General features: G+C 67.0%; 15 protein-coding genes and 1 pseudogene. 13 read left to right on the top strand and 3 right to left on the bottom strand.

The features are described from left to right. Together infB and rbfA are read left to right on the top strand one after the other, a co-directional pair. A partial coding sequence (infB, locus tag AC5RUF_RS15665) for a translation initiation factor IF-2 (RefSeq protein ID WP_494131206.1) occupies window positions 1–2,019 on the top strand: 2,019 nt, incomplete at its 5' end. 163 nt (window positions 2,020–2,182) lie between these two features. After that, on the top strand, window positions 2,183–2,659 hold the full coding sequence (gene rbfA / locus AC5RUF_RS15660) for a 30S ribosome-binding factor RbfA (RefSeq protein WP_493997686.1): 477 nt from the start codon (window positions 2,183–2,185) through the stop codon (window positions 2,657–2,659). Window positions 2,660–2,708: 49 nt separating this feature from the next. Here the strand turns inward: rbfA and AC5RUF_RS15655 are convergent, their stop codons facing one another. Further along, window positions 2,709–3,854 carry a pyridoxal phosphate-dependent aminotransferase gene (locus AC5RUF_RS15655; protein ID WP_494131205.1) on the bottom strand — a complete coding sequence of 382 codons (1,146 nt, stop codon included), beginning with the start codon at window positions 3,852–3,854 and terminating at the stop codon, window positions 2,709–2,711. A 76-nt stretch (window positions 3,855–3,930) separates the two neighbouring features. Here AC5RUF_RS15655 and truB point away from each other — a divergent pair, with 76 nt between their 5' ends. The 8 genes from truB (at window position 3,931) to AC5RUF_RS15615 (ending at window position 11,900) form a co-directional block, all read left to right on the top strand. Further along, window positions 3,931–4,839 carry a tRNA pseudouridine(55) synthase TruB gene (gene truB / locus AC5RUF_RS15650; protein ID WP_494131204.1) on the top strand — a complete coding sequence of 303 codons (909 nt, stop codon included), beginning with the start codon at window positions 3,931–3,933 and terminating at the stop codon, window positions 4,837–4,839. After that, window positions 4,839–5,207, top strand: coding sequence for a hypothetical protein (locus AC5RUF_RS15645; RefSeq protein ID WP_493998958.1), 369 nt, complete (start codon window positions 4,839–4,841; stop codon window positions 5,205–5,207). The genes truB and AC5RUF_RS15645 overlap by 1 nt, the downstream gene beginning before the upstream one ends. Beyond that, the gene (locus AC5RUF_RS15640; RefSeq protein ID WP_494131203.1) at window positions 5,204–5,665 is read left to right on the top strand and encodes a hypothetical protein; all 462 of its coding nucleotides are present in this window, start codon (window positions 5,204–5,206) and stop codon (window positions 5,663–5,665) included. The genes AC5RUF_RS15645 and AC5RUF_RS15640 overlap by 4 nt, the downstream gene beginning before the upstream one ends. An 85-nt stretch (window positions 5,666–5,750) precedes the next feature. Next, window positions 5,751–6,428: a DUF4345 domain-containing protein gene (locus AC5RUF_RS15635; RefSeq protein ID WP_494131202.1), complete on the top strand. Its 678-nt coding sequence runs from the start codon at window positions 5,751–5,753 to the stop codon at window positions 6,426–6,428. 127 nt (window positions 6,429–6,555) lie between these two features. Continuing rightward, window positions 6,556–7,539, top strand: a complete 984-nt coding sequence (locus AC5RUF_RS15630) for a bifunctional riboflavin kinase/FAD synthetase (RefSeq protein ID WP_494131201.1) — start codon at window positions 6,556–6,558, stop codon at window positions 7,537–7,539. 132 nt (window positions 7,540–7,671) lie between these two features. After that, the gene (gene rpsO, locus AC5RUF_RS15625; RefSeq protein ID WP_227913993.1) at window positions 7,672–7,941 is read left to right on the top strand and encodes a 30S ribosomal protein S15; all 270 of its coding nucleotides are present in this window, start codon (window positions 7,672–7,674) and stop codon (window positions 7,939–7,941) included. A 338-nt stretch (window positions 7,942–8,279) separates the two neighbouring features. After that, the gene (locus tag AC5RUF_RS15620) at window positions 8,280–10,505 is read left to right on the top strand and encodes a polyribonucleotide nucleotidyltransferase (protein WP_493997073.1); all 2,226 of its coding nucleotides are present in this window, start codon (window positions 8,280–8,282) and stop codon (window positions 10,503–10,505) included. Next, the gene (locus AC5RUF_RS15615) at window positions 10,506–11,900 is read left to right on the top strand and encodes a M16 family metallopeptidase (protein WP_493997074.1); all 1,395 of its coding nucleotides are present in this window, start codon (window positions 10,506–10,508) and stop codon (window positions 11,898–11,900) included. 27 nt (window positions 11,901–11,927) lie between these two features. Here AC5RUF_RS15615 and AC5RUF_RS15610 read toward each other — a convergent pair whose 3' ends face one another. Next, window positions 11,928–12,188, bottom strand: a complete 261-nt coding sequence (locus AC5RUF_RS15610) for a MoaD/ThiS family protein (RefSeq protein ID WP_493997075.1) — start codon at window positions 12,186–12,188, stop codon at window positions 11,928–11,930. Further along, window positions 12,189–13,352, bottom strand: coding sequence for a GTP 3',8-cyclase MoaA (moaA, locus tag AC5RUF_RS15605; protein ID WP_494131200.1), 1,164 nt, complete (start codon window positions 13,350–13,352; stop codon window positions 12,189–12,191). 38 nt (window positions 13,353–13,390) lie between these two features. Between moaA and modA the strand changes: the two genes are divergently transcribed. The 3 genes and pseudogenes from modA to AC5RUF_RS15590 all read left to right on the top strand — a co-directional run. Then, entirely contained in the window at window positions 13,391–14,224 is an 834-nt protein-coding gene (gene modA, locus AC5RUF_RS15600; protein ID WP_493997077.1) for a molybdate ABC transporter substrate-binding protein, read from the top strand. Further along, complete coding sequence (locus AC5RUF_RS15595; RefSeq protein ID WP_494131199.1) at window positions 14,214–15,056, top strand: molybdate ABC transporter permease subunit; 843 nt, start codon at window positions 14,214–14,216, stop codon at window positions 15,054–15,056. Before modA ends, AC5RUF_RS15595 begins: the two co-directional genes overlap by 11 nt. Beyond that, window positions 15,053–15,570 (top strand): annotated as a pseudogene (locus AC5RUF_RS15590) (molybdopterin-dependent oxidoreductase); the annotation flags it as partial. The gene AC5RUF_RS15595 and the pseudogene AC5RUF_RS15590, both read left to right, overlap by 4 nt.

Genomic DNA, 15,570 nt, shown 5'->3' with positions numbered 1-15,570 from the left:
CGAGGACCGGGCGGAGCCCCGGGTACCGGTGGCGGCGCCCCGGTTGGCGGCGGTTTCGGCAAGGGCGGCCGCGGACGCGGCGGCACTGCCGGTGCTTTCGGCAAGGGCGGCGCAGGCCGCGGCAAGCAGCGCAAGTCGAAGCGGGCAAAGCGGCAGGAACTGGAGCAGATGTCGGCTCCGTCGCTGGGCGGCGTTTCGGTGCCCCGCGGCGACGGCAACACTGTTGTCCGTCTGCGCCGCGGCGCGTCCATCACGGACTTCGCCGACAAGATTGAGGCAAACCCGGCCGCACTGGTGACCGTGCTGTTCCACCTTGGTGAAATGGCAACGGCCACCCAGTCACTCGACGAGGAGACCTTCGGTGTCCTGGGCGAGGAACTGGGCTACAAGATCCAGGTTGTGTCCCCGGAGGACGAAGAGCGCGAGCTGCTGAGCAGCTTCGACATCGACTTCGAGGCCGAGCTGGAAGCCGAAGGCGACGAGGAACTGGAAGCACGTCCTCCGGTAGTCACCGTGATGGGTCACGTTGACCACGGTAAGACCCGCCTGCTGGACGCCATCCGCAACTCGAACGTTGTCGAGGGCGAACACGGCGGCATCACCCAGCACATCGGTGCCTACCAGATCGAGTTCGATCACGAAGGCACCGAGCGCGCCATCACGTTCATTGATACCCCGGGCCACGAAGCGTTCACCGCCATGCGTGCCCGTGGTGCCAAGGTCACCGACATCGCGGTCCTGGTTGTTGCAGCCGACGACGGCGTTATGCCCCAGACGGTGGAAGCACTCAACCACGCACAGGCAGCCAACGTGCCGATCGTGGTGGCCGTGAACAAGATCGATAAGGAAGGCGCCAACCCGGAGAAGGTCCGCGGACAGCTGACCGAATACGGCCTGGTTCCCGAGGAATACGGTGGCGACACCATGTTCGTGGAGGTCTCTGCCCGCCAGAACCTCAACATCGACGCCCTGCTCGAAGCCGTGCTGCTCACCGCAGATGCTGCCCTGGACATGCGTGCCAACCCGAACAAGGACGCCCGCGGTATCGCCATCGAAGCGAACCTGGACAAGGGCCGCGGTGCGGTGGCAACCGTGCTGGTCCAGTCCGGCACGCTGAAGGTCGGCGACACGATCGTGGCCGGAACGGCCCACGGCCGCGTCCGTGCCATGTTCGACGAGAACGGCGACAACGTCACCGAAGCCGGTCCTTCGCGTCCGGTCCAGGTGCTCGGCCTGTCCAACGTTCCGCGTGCCGGCGACACTTTCTTCGTGACCGACGACGAGCGCACCGCCCGCCAGATCGCTGAAAAGCGTGAGGCTGCGGACCGCAACGCCGCACTGGCCAAGCGCCGCAAGCGCATCAGCCTGGAAGACTTCGACAAGGCTGTGGCCGAGGGCAAGGTTGACACTCTCAACCTCATCCTCAAGGGTGACGTTTCCGGTGCTGTTGAAGCCCTGGAAGACTCGCTGCTCAAGATCGACGTCGGCGAAGGCGTGCAGCTGCGCGTCATCCACCGCGGCGTTGGTGCCATCACGCAGAACGACGTCAACCTGGCGACCGTGGACAACGCGATCATCATCGGCTTCAACGTCAAGCCGGCCGAGCGCGTTGCCGACCTGGCCGAACGTGAAGGCGTGGACATGCGCTTCTACTCGGTCATCTACGCAGCCATCGATGACATTGAGCTGGCCCTCAAGGGCATGCTCAAGCCTGAGTACGAAGAGGTCCAGCTCGGCACCGCCGAGGTCCGCGAAGTCTTCCGTTCCTCCAAGTTCGGAAACATCGCCGGCTCGATCGTTCGCTCCGGTGTTATCCGCCGCAACGCCAAGGCACGGGTCACCCGCGACGGCAAGCTCATCGGTGAGAACCTCACCGTCGACTCGCTCAAGCGTTTCAAGGACGACGCCACCGAGGTCCGGACGGACTTCGAATGTGGTATCGGCCTGGGCTCGTTCAACGACCTCCGCGAGGGCGACATCATCGAGACCTTCGAAATGCGCGAGAAGCCGCGCGTCTAGTCCGTGGCCGGGGCCGCCGGAGATTCTTCCGGCGGCCCCGTACCCGCGTGGCCGGAGGTCACGCCGGGCCCGTTTGAGGCGGGCCGGCACCAACACCGCACCTGCGGCACCGGCTTGGCCGGTGCCGGAAGTGCGTTCCCATGTTTTGAGGTAAGGAGAGGTAATGGCAGATCCAGCACGCGCTGCGAAACTCGCTGACCGCATCAAGGTAGTAGTTGCCCAGGCGCTTGAACGGCGGGTCAAGGATCCGCGGCTGGGCTTCGTCACCATCACCGATGCACGGGTCACCAATGATCTGCAGCATGCCACTGTGTACTACACCGTTTTCGGCGACGATGCGCAGCAGGCGGACACCAAGGCCGCCCTGGAATCGGCACGGGGCATCCTCCGCGCCGAGGTGGGCAAGAACATCACCGTCCGGCTGACGCCCACGCTCGAATTCGTGGCGGATGAAATCCCGGTCAACGCCGGCCACCTTGAGGAACTCATCCGGGCCGCCAAGGAGCGCGACGCAGAACTGGCTGCGCTCAAGGAAGGCGCCACGTACGCCGGCGACGCCGACCCGTACCGCAAGGACGAGGACGACTTCGAGGACGACGAAGACGATGACGACGCTTCGGTGGAGTCCGACGCGAAGTAACAACACGTAAGGAGGGAGCGGTTCCGTACAGGAACCGCTCCCTCTTACGTTAAGGAGCCGGCAGCCGGCGCACTCCCTCCAGCAGCTCTTCCCGGTCCCCGCAGAGGGCAATCCGGACCCACCCCTCGCCAATGGAGCCGAAGGCCGTTCCCGGCGCCACTGCAACTCCCTGTTCGGCCAGGAACCGGACCGTCCAGTCCCGGACACTGCCTTCCGTGGCGTGGGAGACGTCCGCCCACAGGTAGAAGGCCCCCTGGGCTTCCAGATAGGGGATGCCCTTGTCCGCCAGGACGGCGCAGGCTGCGTCCCGGTTGGCGCGGTAGTGTGCGGCGGCAGTGTCGACGTAGTCCTGTGGGCCGGTCAGGGCGGCCAGGGCCGCGTACTGCGACGGGGAGGCGACGCAGGAGACGATGGACTCCATCACGGTGTTCAGCACCGGTTCCAGCTCGGTGGGCAGCACCAGGGCGCCGATCCGCAGCCCGGTCAGCCCATAGGTCTTGGACAGCGTCAGGGAGGTGACCACGCGTTCCCCGCCCTCGCCATCGAAGGCCAGCGGACTGACGTGCGGAACATCGAAGGTGAAGGCCTCGTAGCATTCGTCGGAGATGATCCACAGGTCGTGCCGGCGGGCCAGGTCCACCAGCTCTTCGGTCAGTTCGGGGCTGAACACCGCACCCAGGGGGTTCGACGGCGAGTTCAGGAGCAACACCCTGGTGCGCGGCGTCAGCAGCGCCTCAAGGTCTTCGATGCGCGGCTGGAAGCCGTGCCCGGGGTACAGCGGATATTCCACGGGCACCGCGTGCAGCAGCCTGGCTGTCATGGCAAACGTGGGATAGCCGGGGTTCGGCACCAGGATCTCGTCCCCGGCATCCAGCAGCATGCTCATCGCCAGGTGAAGGCCCTGCTGGGCGCCGGAAGTGACGAACACGCGGTCGGCGGCAATGTCGGTTCCGCTGAGCTTTTCGGCATGGCGGGCGAAGGCCAGGCGCAGCGGGGCGATGCCCGCATTCGGGGTGTACCCGGTCTCGTCACGGTCCAGGGTGGCCCGGGCCGCGTCGAGGATGTGCCGCGGCGTGGGAAAACCGGGTTCCCCGATGCTCAGGACAATGGAATCGGGTTGTGCCCATGCGGCCTGGGTGATCTCGCGGATCTGGTTGGGCGGGACATTGCGGACGTGAGGTGAGAGCTGTGCCATATCCGCATGCTATCGCCGCCGGCGGGTGCCCGGCGTGCGCCCGCCGGGCACCGCGCCGCACCATATACTGAAAGGCGTGAATTCAGGGCAGGTCCGTTCAGGACTGATTATTGTGGACAAACCGCAGGGATGGACGAGCCACGATGTGGTCGGACGCCTGCGGAGACTGGCAGGCACCCGGAAGGTCGGGCACGCAGGCACCCTGGATCCCATGGCTACCGGTGTGCTGGTAGTCGGCATCAACAAGGCCACCCGGCTGCTGACCTACATTGTCGGCACCACCAAGACCTACGAAGCCACCATCCGGTTGGGCCAGAGCACGGTCACGGATGACGCCGAGGGTGACGTCACCGCCGAGCACATCGCCGCTGCCGTCACCGATGAGGAGATCCGGGCCGCAGTCGAGGCGCTGACCGGAGACATCCAGCAGGTCCCCAGCAGCGTCAGCGCGATCAAGGTCAACGGTGAGCGGTCCTACGCCAAGGTCCGCGCCGGGGGAGAGGTCAACCTGCCCGCCCGGCCCGTGACGGTGTCGCGGTTCGAGATCCACGGCATCCGGCGCGAGAACGGCGGAAAGCTGCGCGATGTAGATGTCACCGTCGACTGCTCGTCCGGCACCTACATCCGTGCGCTGGCACGCGACCTGGGGGCGGCGCTCGGCGTGGGCGGGCACCTCACCGCGCTGCGCCGCACCAAGGTGGGCCCGTTCGGGATCGACGCGGCGTCCACGCTCGAGGAGCTGGCCGCGGAGCTGCGCGTCCTGGACCTCGACGACGCCGCCGCGCAGCTCTTCGACGTCCGGCACCTGTCCGCAGCCGAAGCGGACGACCTCTCGCACGGCAGGCGGATCAGTGCCACCGGAAGCGGCGCACCGGGCCCGGTGGCCGCCATGGACCCGGACGGACACGTGGTGGGCCTGCTGGAGGACAAGGGCGCGGCAGCCAAGGCGCTGCTGGTCTTTGCCCCGGGAAACGAGAAAGCGTAATGGACCCTCTGTTTATCGTCGGCTCACTGGTCTGCCTGGTGTCGGTGGTGCTGTGCATCGGCGCAGCAGTGCTGAAGCAGGGACCGAATGACCTGACCATCCTGTCCGCGGCCGCCGTCGAACTGTTCCTTTTGGTCTACGGCGTGGTCTCCCTGGTCCGCCTGGCGGGCGGCCAGGGCATCGCGGGGGAGCCCTGGGAATTCTGGGGCTACCTGCTGACCGCTCTGATTGTTCCGGTGGGCGCAGTCTGGTGGTCCCTCATGGACCGCAGCCGTTGGAGCAACATTGTGCTCTCGGCCGTCGGCATCACTGTTTTTGTCATGCTGTTCCGCATGGAACAGATCTGGGATGGAGCAACTCTGCTATGAACGCCACCGGTCCAAACGACGGACTCAATGACGGCAAGGGCACCGGGGCGCAGCCGGCACCCGCAGCCCGCAACGCCGGCCCCGGACGGCTGCTGGTAGCCGTCTACGCCATTTTTGCCCTGGCGGCGACGGCCCGTGCCGCGTTCCAGATCCTCACCAAGTTCGACCACGCACCCCTGGCCTACCTGCTCTCGGCCTTCGCCGCCGTGGTGTACATCGTTGCCACCGTGGGGCTCGCCCGCTCCGGTCCCACCGCCTACAAGGTCTCACTGGCCGCGGTGAGCGTGGAAATGGCCGGCGTGCTGGCCGTCGGCATCTTCGGGCTGGTGGATCCTGCGGCACTGCCGGACGACACCGTCTGGTCCGGCTTCGGCAGCGGATACGGCTATGTACCCCTGGTGCTTCCCTCGGTGGGGCTGTGGTGGCTCTACCGGCACCGCGCCGATGCGCGGCAATGAAATAAGCATGCTTACCTGTTTGGCGCCGGTGCGTGAGACGATGTCAGGAACAAACAACCGTTCCTAACTCCGTTCAGGGGGAACCATGAGCAATCCGACGCCAACACCTGATGAACGGCCCCGCGCGGGAGCCAACACTCCGGCAGCCGAACCGTCAACCCCGGGCAGCGCGGGAAGTGCAGGCCGTCCGGACGGTTCCGGGCCGGGCCGGCAGGCATCGCAGCAGGTGCGGCCGGCACGGGGCAAGAGCGGCAAGAGCGCCGATGGCGGCCGCACACGTGCCCCCAAGCAGTACAAGAGCAGTGACGACTGGGGCGTCTTCCGTGCCGTGGTGATCGGCGTCGGAGTGCTGGTGGCCGGCTTCGGCCTGTACAACCTCATCACCGGGACGGCCGGGCTGCCGGATGGCAGCGGGGGAGAGGTGGATCCCACCCTGGAGAGCCAGTACCGGTTCTTCTCGGCCATGATGGTGGGCGTGGGGGCGGCCTTCGTCGCCATCGCCGTGAAGTTCCAGTGGGCGAACATGCTGTGGCTGGTCTGCCTGATGGTCTTCCTGGGCGGAATCGGCCGGGTGGTGTCCTGGGCCTTCTCCGGCACTCCGCACTTCACCTTCATCGTGCTGATGATCGTGGAACTGGCCTTCCCGCCGGCGCTGCTGGTGTGGCACCGTTTTATCGCCAAGACCAGCGACCTGCGCCGGCAGTACAGCGGACAGGGCGACGGCGGTGCCGCGGAACCTGGCGTCGCCGGCGGTGCCCGCTGAACCGGCGCTGATCGAAGATGCCGCGGTGATCGGACATAATGGATAGGTCCCGGCGCAGCTGTTGCGGTGCCGGTGCGCCGGACCGGTTGTTCGATCCGGGACGAGAGAATCTTGCTAAGGAGCCTGCGTGTACTACTGGAATGACCTGGCCGAGGTACCGGCCGGCATTGGTCCGACAGTAATCACCATCGGCAACTTCGACGGCGTGCACCTGGGCCACCAGCATGTGCTGAACCGCCTGGTCAAGGTTGCCCGGGACCAGGACGCGGCTGCCGTGGCGATCTCCTTTGATCCGCATCCCGCACAGGTGCACCGCCCGGACAGTGCGCCGGAACTGATCATGGGTACCGTGGACCGGGTCCAGGCCCTGGCCGACACCGGCCTGGACGGCCTGCTGATGATGCACTACACCCTGGAGCTTGCGTCCCTGACCGCCGAGGAGTTTGTCCGCACCGTCCTGGTGGATGCACTGCATGCCAAGACGGTGGTCATCGGCCACGATGTCCGGTTCGGCCGCGGCAATGCCGGGGACCTGCAGACCATGCGCGACCTGGGCGCCCGGCTCGGCTTCGCCGTCGAGGCGGTGGATGATTTCGGCGCCCTGCCCGACGGCCCCGCGTCCGGACGCCGCTGCTCGTCAACCTGGATCCGCGAAGCCCTGCGCGAGGGGGACGTCCGCACGGCCGCCCGTCTGCTGGGTCGCACGCACCGGATGCGCGGCGAGGTGGTTCACGGCGCAGCCCGCGGACGCGAGCTCGGCTTCCCCACCGCCAATCTGGCCCCCGAAGCCTCCGGACTGATCCCCGCCGACGGCATCTATGCGGGCTGGCTCGTGGATGAAGCGGGAGCACGCTGGCCCGCCGCGGTTTCGGTCGGCTCCAACCCCACCTTCGAGGGGGTTAGCCGGCAGGTGGAAGCACATGTGATTGACCGGCCGGCCGAAGACGTCGCCGACTTCGACCTCTACGGCCAGCACGTGGTGGTGGAGTTCGTGGAACGGCTGCGCGGCATGGTGGCCTACACCGGCCCGGAAGCTCTGGTGGAGCAGATGCGCCTCGACGTCGAACGCACCCGGAAGGTCCTTTCGACAGAAAGCGGCACCGGCAGGTAAACTGGATTCAAATTCGGCTGCGGTCCGTGGCGGCTGAATTTCTTTGTGTTCCGGGGCTTGCACCCGTCAACACGGAGATTCCCGGCAGCGAAGTGCTGATTCGGGCCTCACGGCACAACTCTAGGAGTTACATTGGCACTCGATCCCGCCGTCAAGCAGGAGATCATTCGGGAATTCGCTCGGGCTGAAGGGGACACCGGTTCCCCCGAGGTTCAGGTGGCTGTGCTTTCGCGGCGCATCCTCGACCTGACCGAGCACCTGAAGACCCACAAGCACGATCACCACACCCGCCGCGGCCTGATGGCCCTGGTTGGTCGCCGTCGTCGTATGCTTACCTACCTGCGCGAGACCGACATCGCCCGCTACCGTGCGCTCATCGAGCGTCTCGGCCTGCGTCGATAGTCTTTGTGGAAGGCGGCACCTGTGCATCAGCGCGGGGAGCCGCCTTTTGCGCAGGCAGGCATGGACACCGGGAAAGCCGGAAGCGCACCTGTCTGAATGACGAACGGGTCCCCTTACGGGGGGACCCGCGCAAGCAGTAAGAGCAGTACAGCAAAACACAACAGGAGTCAGCCAGCATCGCAGCATTCGCGGTCCTCGGTAGTGGTCTCCGGGAGATTTCAGCCCGTGGACCTCGATCGAAGACCGGGTGTTGAACGTACGGCCCATGCCGTGCGGAAGGAAGTCTTGAAACGGTGCTGGGTGCCTCCGCCCACAGAAGAAACGGAGGTGGCTCTCATATGGAGGGTCCCGAAATTCAGTTCTCAGAAGCCGTCATTGACAACGGCAAATACGGCAAGCGCGTCATCCGGTTCGAAACCGGCCGCCTTGCCCAGCAGGCCGCCGGTTCCGCGATGGTCTACATCGATGAAGACACCGCCCTGCTTTCGGCCACGTCCGCCGGCAAGTCCCCGCGTGAAGGTTTCGACTTCTTCCCGCTGACCGTGGACGTCGAGGAGCGTATGTACGCTGCCGGCCGCATCCCGGGTTCGTTCTTCCGCCGCGAAGGCCGCCCGTCCACTGAAGCCATCCTGGCCTGCCGCCTGATGGACCGCCCGCTGCGCCCCGCCTTCGTCAAGGGCCTGCGCAACGAAGTCCAGGTTGTAGTGACCGTGCTGGCGATCAACCCCGACGTGCTCTATGACGTGGTTGCCATCAACGCATCCTCCATGTCCACCCAGCTGAGCGGCCTGCCGTTCTCCGGCCCCATCGGCGGCGTCCGCGTTGCCCTGGTCGACGGCCAGTGGGTTGCCTTCCCGAAGCACTCCGAGCTGGACCGCGCCGTGTTCTCCATGGTGGTTGCCGGCCGCATTGCCGGTGACGACGTCGCCATCATGATGGTCGAGGCCGAAGCCACCGACAACGCCTGGAACCTCATCAAGGAAGAGGGCGCCACCGCCCCGACCGAAGAGATCGTGGCCGAGGGCCTGGAAGCGGCCAAGCCGTTCATCAAGGTCCTGTGCGACGCCCAGTCGGACCTGGCCGCACGCGCTGCCAAGCCCACCGTCGAGTTCCCGATCTTCCTGGACTACCAGGATGACGTGTACGAGGCCGTTGAAGCCGCCGCTGCCGAGAAGCTCGCCAAGGTCTTCTCTATTGCGGACAAGCAGGAGCGCGACGCCGCTTCCGACGAGCTGAAGGACGAAGTCAAGGCCGCCCTGGCCGAGAAGTTCGAAGGCCGCGAGAACGAAATCTCCGCCGCCTTCCGCTCCGTTACCAAGCAGGTTGTGCGCCAGCGCATCCTCAAGGAGCAGGTCCGCATCGACGGCCGCGGCCTGACGGACATCCGCCAGCTCACCGCCGAGGTAGAGGTTCTGCCCCGCGTGCACGGCTCCGCCATCTTCGAGCGCGGCGAAACCCAGATCCTGGGTGTCACCACGCTGAACATGCTGAAGATGGAACAGCAGATCGATTCACTGTCGCCGGTAACGCGCAAGCGCTACATGCACAACTACAACTTCCCGCCGTACTCCACCGGTGAGACCGGCCGCGTGGGTTCGCCCAAGCGCCGCGAAATCGGCCACGGCGCCCTCGCCGAGCGTGCACTGGTTCCGGTGCTGCCCTCGCGCGAAGAGTTCCCGTACGCCATTCGCCAGGTCTCTGAAGCCCTGAGCTCCAACGGCTCCACGTCCATGGGTTCGGTCTGCGCCTCCACGCTGTCCATGCTCAACGCCGGCGTGCCGCTGCGTGCTCCGGTTGCCGGTATCGCCATGGGCCTGGTCTCCGACCAGGTTGACGGCGAAACCCGCTACGCCGCGCTGACCGACATCCTCGGCGCCGAAGATGCCTTCGGCGACATGGACTTCAAGGTTGCCGGTACCTCCGAGTTCGTCACGGCTATCCAGCTGGACACCAAGCTCGACGGTATCCCCGCCTCCGTGCTGGCAGCAGCGCTGAAGCAGGCCCGCGAAGCCCGCCTGCACATCCTCGATGTCATGCAGGCCGCCATTGACGCTCCGGACGAGCTCTCCGAGTTCGCGCCGCGCATCATCTCGGTGAAGATCCCCGTGGACAAGATCGGCGAGGTCATCGGCCCGAAGGGCAAGATGATCAACCAGATCCAGGAGGACACGGGCGCTGACATCTCCATCGAAGATGACGGCACCGTCCTCATCGGCGCAACCGACGGCGGCTCCGCCGAGGCTGCCCGCTCGGCGATCAACGCGATCGCCAACCCGCAGGTCCCCGAGATCGGCGAGCGTTACCTCGGTACGGTAGTCAAGACCACCACCTTCGGTGCCTTCGTCTCCCTGACCCCGGGCAAGGACGGCCTGCTGCACATCTCCGAGCTGCGCAAGCTGGCCGGCGGCAAGCGCGTGGACAACGTCGACGACGTCGTCTCCGTGGGCCAGAAGGTCCAGGTGGAAATCACCAAGATCGATGACCGCGGAAAGCTTTCGCTCTCCCCGGTGGTTGCCGATGACGCCGAAGGCGCCGAGGCAGCAGAAACCGAGTCTGCAGAGTAAATGCCGGACTTTTCCGATGGTGACCGTTCCGTGTCCGCTTCCCAGGGACACGGAACGGTCGTCAAGCTTCCGCTGACCACCCTTCCCTCCGACCCGACCCTCGTGGTCGGTACCCCGGGCGGCGCCGTTGTGCGCCGGTCGGTCCTGCCCGGCGGAGTCCGGGTACTGACGGAGGAAATGCCGGGCCAGCGCAGCACGGCCATCGGATTCTGGGTTGGTGTCGGCTCGCGGGATGAAGCCGCGGGCCGGCACGGCTCCACACACTTCCTTGAGCACCTGCTGTTCAAGGGCACCAGCCGCCGCTCGGCGCTGGACATCGCCTCGGCATTCGACGAGGTGGGCGGCGAGTCGAACGCGGCCACCGCCAAGGAAAGCACCTGCTACTACGCACGCGTGCTGGACACCGACCTTCCCATGGCCATCGACGTCATCGCCGACATGGTCACCTCCGCCGTCCTTGATCCGGACGAGCTGGAGCAGGAACGCGACGTCATCCTGGAAGAAATCGCCATGGACAATGACGATCCCGCGGATCTGTGCCACGAACGCTTCTCCGAGGCGGTCCTTGGCGACCATCCCCTCGGCCGTCCGATCGGGGGAACCCCCGAAGCCATCCGCAGCGTCTCGCGTGAGGCCGTGCTGGAGCACTACCAGCGCTACTACCGGCCGTCCGAGCTGGTGGTCACCGCCGCCGGCGGGCTGGACCACAACGAGGTCTGCACGCTTGTTTTTGACGCGCTGCGTACGGCCGGCTGGGAGCTTGACCCCGCTGCCACGCCGTCGCCGCGCCGCAACACCGAACCCGCACTGATCTCCGGCACCGCCGGGGTGCACGTGTTCAACCGGCCGGTGGAACAGGCCAACATCGTGATGGGCTGCCCGTCGCTGACCGCCACCGATGACCGCCGGTTTGCCATGAGCGTGCTGAACACCATCCTGGGCGGCGGCATGTCTTCGCGCCTGTTCCAGGAGATCCGCGAAAAGCGCGGCCTGGTCTACTCCACCTACTCCTTCTCGGCGTCGTACGCCGACGCCGGGTACTTCGGCATGTATGCCGGCTGTTCTCCCGCCAAGACCCGCCAGGTCATCGACCTGCTGGGCAGCGAACTCGAGCGGCTGGCCGCCGACGGCGTCGAGCCGGGCGAACTGGCGAAGGCGCTCGGCCAGATTTCCGGCGGTATGGTGCTTGGCCTGGAGGATTCCGGCTCCCGGATGTCCCGGCTGGGACGTGCCGAACTGGTCAGCGGTGAATTCATCGATATTGACGAGTCGCTGCGCCGGATCCACTCGGTCACGGCCGAACAGGTCCAGGAACTGGCCGCCGAGCTGGCAGCCGCACCCCGGACAATCACCGTGGTGGGACCTTTCGAGTCCGCGAAGGAACTCGGCTTCTAATCCAGCCGCCCGCCGTCCTGGCGGGCCCTACCCGCCGGCGAACGGCGGCAGGATGTCCACGACGTCGTCCTGCTGCAGCAGCATGGCCGGGTTCCGTGCCGCCGTTTCATTGACCAGGAACGTGCTGCGGGCAATCACCGTGGCCAGTGCAGGCACTCCTGCTCCCGGCGACGGATACCGTGCGCCGAGCTTTTCGGACAGTTCCGCCAACGTGAGCGGCCCTTCGTCCAGGGTTTCCTCTTCTGTCCCGGCTGCCGCCTTTGCAGCACCGAAGTATCGGATCAGCACTTAGCCACCTATCGCACTCATGGTTCGGTCCGGCTGGACATAATCGGGATCGCCCAGCCCGGTGTGGCCCATGCCGTGGGCCTTGGGCTTGCCCCACATCGCTTCCTGCCAGCGGCGGACCACGGCGTCGTCGTCCACCCCGCTGCGCAGCAACGCCAGCAGATCGGTTTCCTCATGGGAGAACAGGCAGCTGCGTACCTTCCCCTCCGCGGTGATCCGGGTGCGGACGCATTCGGCGCAGAAGGGCTCAGTCACGGAGGCAATGATCCCCACGGTGCCGGCAACAATGTCCGGGGCGGTCCGCCGGCGCACCTCCCACCGTTCCGCCGGAGCACCGTTGCGCTGCCGCGGGTCCGGGGTGAGGACAAAGTCCCGTTCCAGCAGGCTGCGCATTTCCGCAGCCGTGATCATCCCGTCCCGGGTCCAGCCGTGATCCGCGTCCAGCGGCATCTGCTCGATGAAACGCAGCTCAAAACCGCGGCTGACCGCCCAATCCAGCAGGTCCGGTGCCTCGGCGTCGTTGATTCCGCGCATCAGCACTGCGTTGATTTTCACCAGCCCCAGCCCCACCCGGGCCGCTTCCTCCACGCCGCGCAGCACCCGGTCCAGGAACGGGCGGCGGGTGAGCCGGGCAAAGGTATCCGGATGCAGGGAATCGAGGGACACGTTGATGCGGGTCAGCCCGGCGTCCTTGAGCGCCCGGGCCTTCTTGTCCAGGCCCAGGCCGTTGGTGGTCAGGGAGACCGGCAGATCCGGGTGGTTGGCGCGGATTCCGGCCACAATCTCCACCAGATCCGCACGCACCAGCGGCTCGCCGCCGGTCAGCCGAAGCTCCCTGACACCCAGCCGGTCCACGCCGATGCGGACCAGGCGGATGATCTCGTCGCGGGAGAGGACCTTGTCCCGGGCCAGCCAGTCCAGCCCCTCCGCAGGCATGCAGTACGTACAGCGCAGGTTGCATTTATCCGTCAGGGAAAGCCGCATGTCCGTCGCCCGGCGGCCGAAGCGGTCCAGCAGGCCGTCGCCGGCGGTGAGAGCGGGGGTGTGCTCGTCGGCGGGCACGGACGACGTGCCGTGGTCCGCCACGGGCGGAGGCTCCGGCACGTTGATCTCTGGTGTACTGGGGGAAGGGCCAACGGCAGGCATTCCCAGCTGTATTCCCATCCCTCGAGGTTACGCCTTTTCACAGTTAGGCTCTATGAATGCGCTTTGTTCTCCGGGTCCGCGGGACCCTGGCAGCGTGCGCCGCGGTATTCCTGGCCGTCTCCACTGCGGCGTGCACCCCGGCCGGCAGATCCGCGGACGGTGGCGGCATCACCGTTTTCGCCGCATCCTCGCTGACGGATGTGGTGGAGACACTCAACGCCGCGTACGACGGCGGCGGCCGGCTGCGCGTCAACGTGGGCTCCAGCAGCCAGCTCGTAGCGCAGATGCAGTCCGGGGCACAGGCGGACGTCATCATCACGGCCGACCTCGAGGCGCTGGAGCCGCTGCGCAGTTCCGGGTCGGTGGCGGAAGAAACCGTGCTGGCCAGCAACACCCTTGTGCTGGCCCTCGCCCCGGGGAACCCCGCGGGCATCGCAGTGTTACGCGATGTTGCGGACGACGGCGTGCGGACGGCACTGTGCGCCCCTTCCGTTCCCTGCGGGCGGGCCGCGGCCCGGGTGCTGGAAAACGCCGGCCTGGCCTTACCGGCGCCCAGTTTGGAAGACAGCGTCCGTTCGGTGCTGGCCAAGGTGTCTGCCGGGCAGGCCGATGCGGGTTTTGTGTACCGCACAGATGCCCTGGCCGCTGCGGATGCCGGCGTGGAGTATCTGCCCCTGGCGGACCCGGAGCCCAACCGGTATCCGGCCGCGCTTACCGCTGAAGGAGCGGGGAACACCGATGCCGCAGCGTTCTATGACTGGCTTGCCGGACCGGAGGCGGCAGCCATCCTCGCCGAGGCAGGATTCGGCCCCGCCGCAACCGACCCGGCCTCAACGGGACCAGACGGCTCCGGCGCCGGCACGGGAACGGAAAACACCGATGCCCCTTAGGAGCTCCGCCCCGGACCGCAGCACGACGGCGCTGAGCCGGGAGGCGCGTGCCACGACTCCAGCCTGGCTGTGGCTGCCGGCCGGCCTCGCCCTGCTGCTGTGCGCCGGCCCCGTGGCTGCCCTGCTGCTGAACGTGCCGTGGACCTCCCTGCCGGATCTGCTCGATTCCGATGCCGCGCGCACCGCACTGGGCCTCTCACTGGCCACCTCCGTGGTCTCCACCCTGGTCTGCGTGCTCCTGGGCCTGCCGCTGGCCGTGCTGTTCAGCAAGCTTTCCGGCCCGTGGATCCACCTGATGCGCGGCATCCTGCTGATCCCGCTGGTGCTCTCTCCCGTGGTCTCGGGTATCGCACTGCTGTACTTCTGGGGACGGCACGGGATTGCCGGCCGGCTGCTGGGCGCGGCCGGGCTGGACGTCGGATACTCGCCGGCCGCCGTCGTGATTGTCCAGGTGTTTGTGTCGCTGCCCTTCTTTGTAGTTGCCTCCCTCAACAGCCTCTCCGCCGTGGACCGTGACCTGGAGATGGCGGCGGCCACCTCCGGCGCCGGTCCCACTGCGATCCTGCGCTACATCACCCTGCCCCTGGCCCTGCCCGGCATCGTGGCCGGTGCCCTGCTTGCCTTCGCCCGCTCGCTGGGTGAATACGGCGCCACGATCACCTTCGCCGGCAGCATCGAGGGGCGCACCCGCACCCTGCCGCTGCAGATTGAGCTGAGCCTGAACTCGAACCAGCCGCAGGTGGCACTGGGCATCTGCCTGATGCTGATTGCCCTGTACCTGCTGGTCCTGCTGCTTGGACGGCTGGGCACCGGACGGTTGCTGCCGCGATGAGCAACCAGGAGCCCGGGCAAGGGACGCCGGCTGCCGTCCCGCCTGCCGCAGACGGACGGCACCGCGCCTGGGCAGCCGCGGCCGGTGTGGTGGCGGCCTGCCTTGGCATCAGTGCCGGGGAACTGCTGGCGGCGATCGTCAGCCCCTCCCTGTCTCCGGTCTCTGCCGTGGGGGCGGTGGTGATCGACGCCGTTCCCGCTCCCGTGAAGGACACCGCCATCGCCTTGTTCGGGACCGCTGACAAAACGGCGCTCCTGGTGGGCATGGGGCTGGTCATCGCTATTGGAGCTGCCGTCGCCGGACTGCTGGAGCTGCGCCGTTCCCCGGCCGGATTGCTCGTCCTGGGTGCGTTCGGCATGGCCGGACTGGCCGCGGTGCTCAGCAGGCCGCAGGCCGGACCCCTGACGGTCCTGCCGCCGCTGGCGGCCGCCGCCGTCGCCGTCCTGGTCCTGCGGGCGCTGGCTGCCCGCGTCCGGGCCCAGGGCCGGGTGACCCGTGAAACTGCGCCGGCGGA

The organism is Arthrobacter sp. Y3224198, assembly GCF_059090025.1.
This window is presented reverse-complemented; position numbering and strand designations above follow the sequence as displayed.